The 11,977-nt window shown below is 50.0% G+C and carries 14 protein-coding genes; 3 read left to right on the top strand and 11 right to left on the bottom strand.

Going from position 1 to position 11,977, the window contains the following annotated elements; all coding sequences use genetic code 11:
- Window positions 1-116 precede the first annotated feature (116 nt).
- On the bottom strand, window positions 117-1,028 hold the full coding sequence (gene mak / locus OH663_RS13060; protein ID WP_045440442.1) for a fructokinase: 912 nt from the start codon (window positions 1,026-1,028) through the stop codon (window positions 117-119).
- A 91-nt stretch (window positions 1,029-1,119) separates the two neighbouring features.
- On the opposite strand from mak, the gene rdgC reads away from it, so the two are divergent.
- Window positions 1,120-2,031, top strand: coding sequence for a recombination-associated protein RdgC (gene rdgC / locus OH663_RS13055; RefSeq protein ID WP_045440439.1), 912 nt, complete (start codon window positions 1,120-1,122; stop codon window positions 2,029-2,031).
- Between the two features lie 44 nt (window positions 2,032-2,075).
- On the opposite strand, the gene ppnP is transcribed toward rdgC, so the two are convergent.
- From ppnP to OH663_RS13030, 5 genes are all read right to left on the bottom strand, one after another.
- Entirely contained in the window at window positions 2,076-2,360 is a 285-nt protein-coding gene (gene ppnP, locus OH663_RS13050) for a pyrimidine/purine nucleoside phosphorylase (protein ID WP_045440436.1), read from the bottom strand.
- A gap of 71 nt (window positions 2,361-2,431) precedes the next feature.
- Entirely contained in the window at window positions 2,432-3,109 is a 678-nt protein-coding gene (locus tag OH663_RS13045) for an AroM family protein (RefSeq protein ID WP_048221959.1), read from the bottom strand.
- A gap of 246 nt (window positions 3,110-3,355) precedes the next feature.
- Window positions 3,356-3,547, bottom strand: coding sequence for a protein YaiA (yaiA, locus tag OH663_RS13040; protein ID WP_045440432.1), 192 nt, complete (start codon window positions 3,545-3,547; stop codon window positions 3,356-3,358).
- Between the two features lie 26 nt (window positions 3,548-3,573).
- A complete protein-coding gene (gene aroL / locus OH663_RS13035) occupies window positions 3,574-4,119 on the bottom strand; it encodes a shikimate kinase AroL (RefSeq protein ID WP_045440429.1) in 546 nt (181 codons plus the stop codon).
- Window positions 4,120-4,304: 185 nt separating this feature from the next.
- Window positions 4,305-4,760, bottom strand: coding sequence for a YaiI/YqxD family protein (locus tag OH663_RS13030; protein WP_045440426.1), 456 nt, complete (start codon window positions 4,758-4,760; stop codon window positions 4,305-4,307).
- Window positions 4,761-4,908: 148 nt separating this feature from the next.
- On the opposite strand from OH663_RS13030, the gene proC reads away from it, so the two are divergent.
- Entirely contained in the window at window positions 4,909-5,718 is an 810-nt protein-coding gene (gene proC, locus OH663_RS13025; protein WP_048221961.1) for a pyrroline-5-carboxylate reductase, read from the top strand.
- Between the two features lie 15 nt (window positions 5,719-5,733).
- Here the strand turns inward: proC and adrA are convergent, their stop codons facing one another.
- The 5 genes from adrA to OH663_RS13000 form a co-directional block, all read right to left on the bottom strand.
- Entirely contained in the window at window positions 5,734-6,849 is a 1,116-nt protein-coding gene (adrA, locus tag OH663_RS13020) for a diguanylate cyclase AdrA (protein ID WP_144243049.1), read from the bottom strand.
- Window positions 6,850-6,940: 91 nt separating this feature from the next.
- Window positions 6,941-7,261: a phosphate starvation-inducible protein PsiF gene (gene psiF / locus OH663_RS13015; protein ID WP_045440421.1), complete on the bottom strand. Its 321-nt coding sequence runs from the start codon at window positions 7,259-7,261 to the stop codon at window positions 6,941-6,943.
- Window positions 7,262-7,391: 130 nt separating this feature from the next.
- Window positions 7,392-8,807 carry an alkaline phosphatase gene (gene phoA / locus OH663_RS13010; RefSeq protein ID WP_045440418.1) on the bottom strand — a complete coding sequence of 472 codons (1,416 nt, stop codon included), beginning with the start codon at window positions 8,805-8,807 and terminating at the stop codon, window positions 7,392-7,394.
- Window positions 8,808-8,913: 106 nt separating this feature from the next.
- Window positions 8,914-9,156 (bottom strand): sigma-S stabilization anti-adapter protein IraP, encoded by a 243-nt coding sequence (locus OH663_RS13005; protein ID WP_045440415.1) that lies wholly within the window; start codon window positions 9,154-9,156, stop codon window positions 8,914-8,916.
- A gap of 210 nt (window positions 9,157-9,366) precedes the next feature.
- The gene (locus tag OH663_RS13000) at window positions 9,367-10,563 is read right to left on the bottom strand and encodes a multidrug efflux MFS transporter (RefSeq protein ID WP_200012157.1); all 1,197 of its coding nucleotides are present in this window, start codon (window positions 10,561-10,563) and stop codon (window positions 9,367-9,369) included.
- A gap of 300 nt (window positions 10,564-10,863) precedes the next feature.
- On the opposite strand from OH663_RS13000, the gene ddlA reads away from it, so the two are divergent.
- Complete coding sequence (ddlA, locus tag OH663_RS12995) at window positions 10,864-11,958, top strand: D-alanine--D-alanine ligase (RefSeq protein ID WP_200012155.1); 1,095 nt, start codon at window positions 10,864-10,866, stop codon at window positions 11,956-11,958.
- Window positions 11,959-11,977 lie beyond the last annotated feature (19 nt).

Genomic DNA, 11,977 nt, shown 5'->3' with positions numbered 1-11,977 from the left:
TCTGTCAGGAGCAGATTTGAATGCTGCGGAGCGGCGGCCCGTCAGAATGAGGTTAATGGACGAGCCGGGTAACGCGCAGCCAACTTGAAGTATGACGGGTTATCCGGCAAAAGAGATTATGACTCTTGCGGCCACAGCCAGGCCGCACCGCGTACGCCGCTGGAGTCACCGTGCAGCGCTTTTCGTAGAGGCGTTTCACACTCGCCGCCGAAGACAAACTGCTTAATCAACGACGGGACCGTTTGATACAACCTGTCGACATTGCTCATCCCGCCGCCCAGTACAATGACGTCAGGATCAAGAATGTTCACCACATGAGCTAACGATTTCGCCAGGCGTAACTCATATCGTCTCAGTGCCTGCTCAGCCAGGGCATCCTGCTCATCTACCAGGCGAATAATTTCACTGCCTTTTAGCTGATTTCCGCTCAGCCGATGATAATCCGTAGCAAACCCAGTCCCAGAAATGAAGGTTTCAATACAGCCCTGTTTGCCGCAATAACAAGGCACTTCCTGCCGATAACGCAGTTCATCCTCATCCATCCACGGTAGCGGGTTATGTCCCCACTCTCCCGCCGTACCGTTGCCACCGGTATGCGCTCGCCCATTCAAAGCCACGCCAGAACCACATCCCGTACCGATAATCACTGCAAACACGGTTTGCGCACCCGCCGCCGCGCCATCTACCGCTTCAGAAACGGCCAGACAGTTGGCATCGTTTGCCAGACGCACTTCACGCTTCAACCGCGCGCTTAAATCTTTATCAAAAGGCTGACCATTGAGCCAGGTCGAGTTGGCGTTCTTCACCACACCAGTGTAAGGGGAAATCGAACCAGGGATCCCCATACCAACGGTTCCCGTCTGGCCGGTTGCGTTTTCCGCCATTTCCACCAGCGTAGCGATTGTTTCTATTGTTTGCCGGTAATCATCACGCGGCGTGGGCAGGCGATGGCGAAAAAGCTGTTCGCCCACATCACCTAGCGCAATCACTTCTGTTTTCGTGCCGCCTAAATCGATACCTATACGCACTGTATGTCCCTCTTCCCGATTAACAATGCAAGCATAGCGACAATTCGCTATTATGCCCGCTGGATTTAACGACAAGGCCGTGGAAATTATCATGCTGTGGTTCAAAAATTTAATGGTTTACCGTCTTAGCCGCGATGTTTCTTTGCGTGCCGAAGAGATGGAAAAACAGCTAGCCTCAATGACGTTTACCCCTTGTGGCAGCCAGGATATGGCAAAAATGGGTTGGGTTCCGCCGATGGGATCGCACAGCGATGCATTGACGCATACCGCCAACGGCCAAATTATTATCTGCGCCCGCAAAGAAGAGAAAATCCTGCCATCCCCTGTGATTAAGCAGGCGCTTGAAGCAAAAATATTCAAACTGGAAGCTGAGCAGGGTCGCAAACTCAAAAAGACCGAAAAAGACTCGCTTAAAGATGAAGTGTTGCATTCATTGCTGCCGCGCGCCTTTAGCCGCTTCAGCCAGACAATGATGTGGATAGACACCGTCAATGACCTGATCATGGTCGACTGCGCAAGCGCGAAGAAAGCGGAAGATACGCTGGCGTTGTTGCGTAAAAGCCTGGGTTCTCTGCCGGTTGTTCCGTTAGCGCTGGAAAATCCGATCGAGTTAACGCTCACCGAATGGGTGCGTTCCGGCTCTGTCGCCCAGGGCTTCCAGTTGCTGGATGAAGCGGAACTGAAAGCCATGCTGGAAGATGGCGGCGTGATCCGCGCGAAGAAACAGGATCTGGTGAGCGACGAGATTGCCGTTCATATTGAAGCCGGTAAAGTCGTCACCAAACTGGCTCTCGACTGGCAACAACGTATTCAGTTTATGATGTGTGACGATGGCTCACTAAAGCGTCTGAAGTTCAGTGATGAACTGCGCGATCAAAACGAAGACATCGACAGAGAAGACTATGCTCAACGTTTTGATGCCGATTTCATCCTGATGACCGGAGAACTGGCGGCGTTAATCAAAAGCCTGGTGGAAGGATTAGGCGGAGAAGCACAGCGCTGATTAGGATGTGCCGGATGGCAGTTTCGTCATCCGGCATTTTACAATTACAAATAGCGGCAAAGATACGATGTTGGCTCTGCCACCTGCAGATGAAACTCACTGTGCCCTGGCACGTTGAACACGTCCCCTGCAGCATACACTTTCCACTCAGTTTCCCCTGGCAGCAACACATTCAGCGCGCCGCTAACCACCGTCATCTCTTCAGGTGCCGCAGTACCGAAAGTGTATTCGCCTTCCGCCATGACGCCAACGCTGGCACGGCCAGTACTGCTGCTGGTAAAACCAATCGATTTTACTTTGCCGGAAAAGTATTCATTACTTTGAAGCATACAACTGGCCCTATCTCGTTATTAAGTTAACAAACAATATAGGGGCCTGACGTTCCACCTGTCACGCAAAATTAAGCGAGCAGTTCTGAAGCCAACCGCGCAATCAGGACATTAGACAAAAGCACCGGAACATCCAGCGATTTTTGCAGTAAATCACGATGTCGCTGATTAAACCCTAAACAATCCAGCATGATCACATCAGCACCTTGCTCAATGAGATCTTTCCCCGCATCGATCAGTTGTTGTGCGGATCCATCAAGAGGATTTGCCACGGCATAAACTGGCGGGGTCTGTAATACCTGCCATTTACTCACCTGGGCCTCAAGCAACTCAGTGACAGGCACAATCACCCCGACCTGATGCCCATCCACAATCGATGCCACCAGAGGGGGGATAATACGTAGGGGCTCAAGCAGGATGCTATTGTGTGCCGTCAGGCGGGCAATTGAAGCGGTACTCATCAATAAGATGACGTCAAAACCCTGGTTATCCAGCACTTCAACAATGCTTTGGAGATCGCGCTCAACTTTCTGGCGCGAGACATGAGCAAGCCGATGGTCGCTGAGCAACGTTAATAACAAATCATCACCTGGCGATACGGCATATTCGAGCATCACATCTTCCCTCTGCATCTGCCCCAGCAGACTATGGTGCGTGATGTGTTGCTCATCAATATATTCCGTCAGGAGCGGTAATACCTCACTCATCGGGACAACACCAATCGTGAGGATAGCCAGCGACGTACTCATTTGTTACTCCACCGTCTTCTTACTGCGTCATGAATTCCCAGGCAAATGCCGGACACCTACCTGCGCTACAAATGCTCAAAAGCGTAGCAGCAGATAAGCAAGGCATAATGTAAAGATTCCTAATCATTCCAGTATTATGTTGTTATCGTTTAATTTTCAATTTTCGCTGTGTATGACGACGTGCGAAAAATGTGATACCGATACGAGCAGAGGGTACTCTGATTTCTTTACCAGCAACGCCTGGCGTCAGGTTTTATCGGGATCCTCATAGCGCTTTTTGGCGTCCATGGCCTCTTGCGCGGAAGGATGTTCACTGATCAATGAATCGGGTTTAGGATGATCGGCGCGAAGTTGATACCAGGTTACCGTCTGGCCAGGCGTCCCTTTCTCAACTGTCACAATGGTAGCTTTACGCGGGTAAGGTGGTTTTGTCGGCATATCTCTTCCTTTTGAGTGGATGAGCTTTAAGTATAGACACCACCCTGTAACCGTGACGCCGGCTGCGACAGTAGCCCCAGAATATCGGCAACAACCTGAGAAGGTTTATTTGTTGCATCAACAATGTAGTGCGCCGCTTCCCGATACAGGACATCGCGCTGCTCCAGCACTTCCTGCACTTCTTCAGTTAATGGTTTACCGGTTAAGGTCGGGCGTAACCCTTCTTCCGGCGCGGCCTCCAGGCGGTTAACCAGTACTGATACGGGTGCGCTTAAATAAATGACTACACCACTATTGCGCATGTAGTGCCGGTTGTATTCGGTGAGAATGATACCGCCGCCGGTCGCAACAACGGTTAAAGGTGCGGTAACGGCTTCCAGAGCAGCCGTCTCCTGGGCGCGAAACCCCTCCCATCCCTCTCTTTCGACAATTTCCGCCACGGTCATTTGTACATGAGATTGCAACCAGCGATCGGTATCAACAAATTGGAAATCGATAGCCTTGGCGAGCGCCATTCCGGTTGTCGTCTTACCACACCCCCGGGGGCCAACAAGAAAAAGAGGTTGCGTCATCACAGAAATTCCCCAGAGAACCGCAAGCGAGCGGGATCTGATGCTGTTAAAGTTATAATCATACCATCAAACTAGTACATCACCAAAGTGTAAACAATACATTCCACTTAGGGCAATTAAATTAATTAAGCCCTACTATAACAAGAATTCACCATGATGAAAGTGTAAAAAATAAATTACAGCCACTATTTTCTGCGCTGAACTTCCAACCACCATTTATCAAGTTCAGCTGCAAAATGCTGGCGATCGCGTGGTGAAAGACTATCAGGCCCGCCGGTCTGGATCCCACTGGCACGCAGGGTATCCATAAAATCACGCATCGTCAGGCGTTCACGGATTGTCGCTTCGGTATAACGTTCTCCGCGTGGGTTTAGTGCAGCCGCACCTTTTTCAATAACCTCAGAAGCCAACGGGATATCCGCCGTGATCACTAAATCGCCCACATTACACTGGCGCACAATCTCATTATCTGCGACGTCAAACCCGGCAGGAACACGTAAAGTACGGATTAAACGCGAAGGCGGGACGCGCAAACTCTGATTTGCCACCAGAATCAGCGGCATCTGCATACGTTCAGAAGCACGGTATAATATTTCTTTAATCACATTAGGACACGCATCCGCATCCACCCATATTGTCATATCACCTCCCGACTCATGTGCAATCGCGTATTGTCTCGTGCTTTTACTTTCCAGCAAAGTGCTGTTTCTCCTTCTGAACACATTCATTCCGCGCTAAGCTTACCTTTCCCAGGTAAAACAACGAATATCACGTATAGGGAGTGACACAATGGACAAGAAAATTGGGTTTATCGGCTGCGGTAACATGGGCAAAGCGATTCTTGGCGGCCTGATCGCCAGCGGCCAGGTTCTCCCCGGACAAATCTGGGTCTATACCCCTTCCCCCGAAAAAGTCGCCGCCCTGCACGACCAGTACGGCATTAATGCAGCACAATCTGCGCAGGAAGTCGCGCAAATTGCCGACATTGTTTTTGGGGCCGTGAAACCAGGCATCATGATTAAAGTGCTGAGTGAAATTACCTCCAGCCTGAGCAAAGATTCACTGGTCGTATCTATTGCGGCTGGCGTCACCCTCGATCAGCTCGCCCGTGCATTGGGTCATGACCGCAAAATTATTCGCGCAATGCCAAACACTCCGTCACTGGTTAATGCCGGTATGACATCTGTGACACCAAACGCGTTGGTTACACCAGAAGATACCGCTGACGTGTTGAATATTTTCCGCTGCTTTGGTGAAGCGGAAGTCATCGCAGAATCAATGATTCACCCAGTCGTTGGGGTCAGCGGTTCAGCACCGGCATATGTTTTTATGTTTATCGAAGCAATGGCGGATGCAGCTGTTCAGGGTGGCATGCCGCGCACACAGGCGTATAAATTCGCGGCACAGGCGGTGATGGGATCGGCGAAAATGGTCCTCGAAACGGGTAAGCATCCTGGTGAGCTGAAGGATATGGTGTGTTCGCCTGGTGGAACCACCATTGAAGCTGTCCGTGTCCTGGAAGAACGCGGCTTCCGTTCTTCGGTGATTGAAGCGATGGTTAAGTGTATGGAACAATCGGAGAAACTCAGCAAATCCTGAGTGGATAACCGGACGTCAGGCCGCCGCTTCAGTGCGGTTACGTCCGGAATTCTTTGCTTTGTATAACGCCATATCCGCCGATTTTAACCATTCTCGATAATGTTCAGTCTCTGCGGTCAGGGGCGCCACACCCACGCTAATCCGCAGGGCAACCTGCGGAGCGCATGATAAGCGTAACTGGCTGAGCCGTTCGTGGACCCGCGACATTGCTGCAATAGCGTTGGCAGCCGGCGTTCCGCACATAATCACAGCAAACTCATCACCGCCAAAACGCCCTATGACATCACTGCCGCGTAATGTCATCTGCAATTGACGAGTCAGAGCGACGATAGCCTCATCCCCGACGTCATGTCCCCAGGTATCATTGATGCTCTTGAAGTGGTCGATATCAATAATCAGTAACGTGGCATCACGCTGATAGCGACGACAATTATCAAATTCATTGCGCAGTAAAAATTCCCAATGGCGTCGGTTATACACCCCGGTCATACCATCCCGCGTACTCATCACCTGCAACCGACGTTTATGCTCCGCCAGCTTTATTACCGTTTGATAGCTGACCCAGGCAAACAGCAACGGATAAATAACCAGCACCGGCAAAGATAGCAATACGCTCAATTGTGTACTGCTAAAAGCAACGGAGATAGCCGTTAACTGCAACGTGACAAGGCATGAAACCACCAACAACACGGCACCCGCGATGAATAATCGCACACCACCTGCGCCCATCAGGTTGATGCAGATAATCATCAGCAGTGCCGTGGATGGCAGCAGGTTAACCCCCATAATCCCCATCCACATACCCGCCAGGATCGCATCCGCTTTTAAATTAGTGAATTCACCATGTTGAGGATCTTCTGCTTTGCTCGCCAACTGCCACGCCAGGTGTGGCCAGACAAAGGCCCATCCCACCAATAACAGCCACCAGCCGCCGGTAATCGGCTGTGAAACTAATACAGAAGCAATGGGGAAAAACATTCCCCCCAGCCCTACCGCACGCGGCAGCCTGATCCGTCGGGCAAATCGCAGTCCGGAGCGCTGATGGTCATTTCGATGAAGTGATAATAACGCTTCATTCTGTACGACCTTTTTTTGATAGAAATTTTCATCATTCATCGTATTTGGGAATATTCTGAAACAAATTTCCCAAATTATAGGAAGGGGTCTGGCGGTGAAAGTATGATATTTCGGGTGAGCGATTTTCTCTGCTCACCCGTATGTATTACGCAGCTTTTTTCAGACAGGCACTCATAAACTTATTACGATCATCGCCTTTCAGAGACTGCTCTGTCGCCTGGACATTGCACTCACGCATTTTCTGCTGCTGTGGCGTCAGGCTCTTTTCCTCTGGAGCAGATTTACTGTTTTTCAGGCAATCACTCATGTACGTCTTACGGGCATCCCCTTTTAAGGTTTGCGCCGTCGCTTGCTGGTTACAGGTGGTCATACGCTGTTGTTGCGGGGTTAATGTCTTCTCGGCAGCACCGACGGTAGTTAAGAAAATCAAACCAAATAGCAACGTAACCAGTAATGTTATTTTCATAGCACCATCCTTTTATAAGCATGCAACTCTAAACGCCGCCCTATTCTGAACGACAGCATGTAGGTATAAGTCTGGCTGCTAAACACAAAAAAACCACCCGACAGCAAAAGTATTGCCGCCGGATGTCTGCTTATTTAAGCCCTAATGCGGCTTTCATGGTGTAGAACAGATCGGTTTGGTCGGTCAGACCGACAACATTCGCAGCATGTGGTCCATAGGCCGCAATACGCAACTGGCTGCCGGTATGCTCCTGGGATTCTTCCTCGGAGTTGCCGTAGCTTATAACCATTACCGCGCCATCTTTGGTGTTCAGCGCCTGGGTTAAACCTGGAGCCTTCGTATCCGGCGCAACAATCTGGCTGGAATGGGCGTGATCGGCGGTAACTACAACCAGGGTGTTGCCATCTTTCTTCGCAAATGCTAGCGCACGCTGTACCGCCTCATCCAGATCGACCGTTTCTCCAATCTGCCCACATGGGTTAGCGGCGTGATCCTGCTTATCGATTGACGCCCCTTCAACTTGCAGGAAGAAACCTTTCTCATTTTTGCTCAACAGCTCAATCGCTTTATCCGTCATCTGTGCCAGCGTGGGCACGGTATCGTTACGCTTTGGGTTCGGCGCACAAGTCACGACGGGTTGATCAATGTTGCCGTGATATGACGCTTTCGGACCTTCCCAGCGTACCGGCATGTTGCCCTCGGAGAACAGACCCAACAACGGTTTATCCTGATTGGCTTCAGTGATTGCTGCAAGCGTTGCGGCATCGCTCACCAACTGATATCCACGCGCCTGTGCCTGTTCACGCAGCGTTTTCCCCTGCCAGTCACCTGCTGCCGCGGTCTCTGCAAAGGTTTTTGCCCCACCTCCAAGCGTAACATCGGCGCGGGCGTTCAATAATTGTTCCGTGATCGACCCTTTACCACCTTTTTCCAGCGCATTGGTCGGGCATTTTTCAGCGGTTACACTCGGACCGTAGCATTTACGTGAGGTCACATGCGCCACCAGGGCAGCCGGAGTCGCATCCTGCAACTCAGCAGTAGAAACGTTGCCTGTCGCCAGACCTGCGGCTTTCGCCATTTCCAGAATCGTGGTGTGATTTTTTTCGTGAATATCAACACCCAACGCACCATTGTAGGTTTTAACACCGGTCGTCCACGCCGTTGCTGACGCCGCAGAATCCGTTACATAATCAGGTTTACCCGTTTTTTTATCCAACGCGTAATGTGTGTATTGCCCGGTCAGAGGTAATGCATCAATACCTTTAAAAAATCCACCTGCGCCTTCGGCATAATTGCGAGCTGCTGTAATTTCTGAATCCCCCATGCCATCACCGATCAATAAAATAATATTCCGGGCAGGTTTATCAATCAGTGAATCACGCAGAGCCGCCGTTTGATCAGAGGTTAATCGGCGCGCCCCACCAGGCGTGGTGATATCCCCCTGGGCGGCACGATTATCCATAACCGGTACAGCAGATGATTCAGCATAAATAACCGGGGTAAACAGTAATGGTAACAGGGCAATAGCGAGTGCACTTTGTTTCACTTTATTTTCTCCATGTATAAATACAGTAAAATTAAAACAAAGTGACTATAAGTATTTGATGTGACACTTTTATGATGTCAGGGGGTAGTGAATTTCTGGAGATCGCTCAATACGTTTTTGGTAGGCTTTCACCCGGATTATGCAGAGTTGTCAAAAATGCCGGCATACGGCTTACGCCCGCCAGCGCCCCCTCAATTTGACGAATCAATATTTGCTGATCATTTTTCGCCATATTGCTTAGCATCTCCATGATAACCCACTCTAACGTTTCTACCTGGGCAGCCAGCTCCTGCGACTCTTCTTCTTTTTGGGCAAGCTTAAGTAGTAACTCAGTGACGAGATTTTTCATTTTCGTATTCCCTTTACAAAATATGGGTCACGTTAGCATTATGGCTCACGACTGCCTAGGGGATGAAAGTTGTATTTTTATAAATAATAAGACGTTTTGCGAAAACAATCACAACACAAAATAATGTGCAATGCCCCTTACTCCAGAACTATTCAATATTAAAGAGTAAGGGGATGAATAATCACACAGATATACAATACCTACGTGAGCTTAGTGCGCATGACGCCGGCGTCGTAACGCGATGGCCAGTTGCCAGATATTAATAAGTACAATACATGCGGTCGCGATAAAAACCCAGCGGAAACCCGCCATTGCCGATACCGTTGCGCCCATTAATGGCCCTGCGACGTTACCCAGATACATAAACGACTGATTATACCCAAAGATGCGACCGGTAATCTGATCGCTGGAATATTTGACCAGCAACGTCTGCACAGCAGGTAGCATCGCGCCATCGGCAAAACCAAGCAGGAAACGCAATATTCCCAACTGCAATGGCGTAGTAACCCAGGACATGGCGAAAAAGAGCACCACGGCGAAGATTAACGTCGCCATAAGAATTCGCTCCGTGCCAATTCGATCGCCCAGTTTTCCAAGTCGGGGCGCCGATATCAGCGCCGATACGCCAGGTACCGAAGCAATTAAGCCGCTGAGAAAAGCAATGTTTGTGCTGTCTGGCACCATAGATTTGATAAACAGTGCCAGAATGGGACCTATTGAGCCGTTACACAGCTGAATAACCATAGTGGTAAAAAACAGGCTAATCACCAACGCCGGATAAGGCAGTGAGGCGAAAACCGCCTTGCCGCTTAAACGTTCACTTTTTTTAATCGTCGGACGCACGCCCTCTTTAATTAAAAACAATGTGACCAGAAAACTTACTACCAGCAGCGCCGCAGTAATACAAAATACCGCCCGTAAGCCGATATGATCGGCAATAAACCCACCCATCAGCGGCCCGCCAATAACACCGCTAATTTGCGCCGTAGAGAGCGTACTCAGCGCCCAACCGCTGCGTTCACGCGGTACCTGTGACGCGACCAGCGCCATCGCATTGGGGATATATCCCGATGTTAACCCCATCACGCCACGGAGCAGGAAAAGCTGCCAGACGTTAGTCGCAAATGCCTGCAGTAAAATTGCGATGGCCATCCCTAACGAAGCGCGCAACAGCATTAATTTGCGCCCTTTGCGATCGGCTAAGCTACCCCACATCGGTGCAACAATGGCAGAAATAAGAAAAGTGACACTAAACGTTAAGCCGGACCACATCGACAGCGCTTCATGCGAGGTCACCCCAAGCTGGGAGATATAGAGCGGTAAAAAAGGCAGGATTTGACTGATCGCCAGTCCGGTAAAAAAGCACCCGAACCAAACGGAAATAAGGTTAACTCTCCAGGATTCCATAAGACTCATAACGATAAGCAGCTGAAAACTGCGAGCAGCTTAACAAATTACGTATCCAGACGGAGGTTCAGCGGTGCGATGTATCACAGTTTAGTATTTTATCTCCCCGCTCATCATAATTGTGATATCCATCACATCAAATCCACACTTTATACAGGTGATTATGCTTTAACCAGCGCACTCGGGTTTAAACAAATTTGTTCCCCTGTACTTCACGAAAACATTCTGCCAGAAGCCGAGGAATCCTGCGTTTTGTCGTGGTAATGTATGTGCTTTGCATTCATGGAATGGGTTTTTAAGATGGCAAAGTTGCGGGTAGGAATCGTATTTGGTGGTAAGTCAGCAGAACATGAAGTGTCATTGCAATCGGCTAAAAATATTGTCGATGCCATCGACAAGACTCGCTTTGATGTTGTGTTGTTAGGTATTGATAAACAAGGGCAATGGCACGTCAGCGATTCCGGTAATTATCTGCTTAATGCAGACGATCCGGCTCATATTGCGTTGCGTCCTTCACTAACCAGCCTCGCTCAGGTACCGGGTAAACAAGAGCATCAACTGATCGACGCGCAGAATGGTCAGCCGCTGCCAACGGTGGATGTTATTTTTCCAATCGTTCACGGTACGCTGGGAGAAGATGGTTCTCTGCAAGGCATGCTACGCGTAGCGAACTTACCGTTCGTCGGCTCCGATGTGCTTGGTTCCGCAGCCTGTATGGATAAAGACGTGACCAAACGTCTGCTGCGTGATGCCGGGTTAAACATCGCACCATTTATTACGCTCACCCGCGCAAACCGCCACACCATCAGCTTTGCCGAGGTTGAATCACGCCTGGGTCTCCCACTGTTCGTGAAACCTGCCAATCAGGGGTCATCCGTTGGCGTTAGCAAAGTCACCAGCGAAGCACAGTACAACCAGGCCGTCGCGCTGGCATTTGAATTCGATCATAAGGTGGTTGTGGAACAAGGGATCAAAGGCCGCGAGATCGAATGCGCGGTACTGGGGAACGATCACCCCCAGGCCAGCACCTGTGGCGAGATCGTTCTGAACAGTGATTTTTACGCTTACGACACCAAATACATTGACGACAACGGGGCAAAAGTTGTCGTTCCTGCGGCGATTGCGCCAGAAATTAACGATAAGATCCGCGAGATTGCGATTCAGGCATACCAGACGCTGGGCTGCGCCGGCATGGCCCGGGTGGATGTATTCCTGACTGATGAAAACGACGTGGTGATCAATGAGATCAACACGCTGCCAGGCTTTACCAATATCAGTATGTATCCAAAACTGTGGCAGGCGAGCGGTTTAGGCTATACCGATTTGATCACCCGTCTGATCGAACTGGCGCTGGAACGCCACGCTGCGGATAGTGCGTTGAAAACCAGTATGTAAAACTGACCAGAATGCCTGA

This window comes from Citrobacter sp. Marseille-Q5395, from assembly GCF_947057495.1.
GTDB lineage: Bacteria > Pseudomonadota > Gammaproteobacteria > Enterobacterales > Enterobacteriaceae > Citrobacter > Citrobacter murliniae.
The sequence above is the reverse complement of the archived record's forward strand: the minus strand, read 5'-3'. Positions and strand labels throughout refer to the sequence as shown.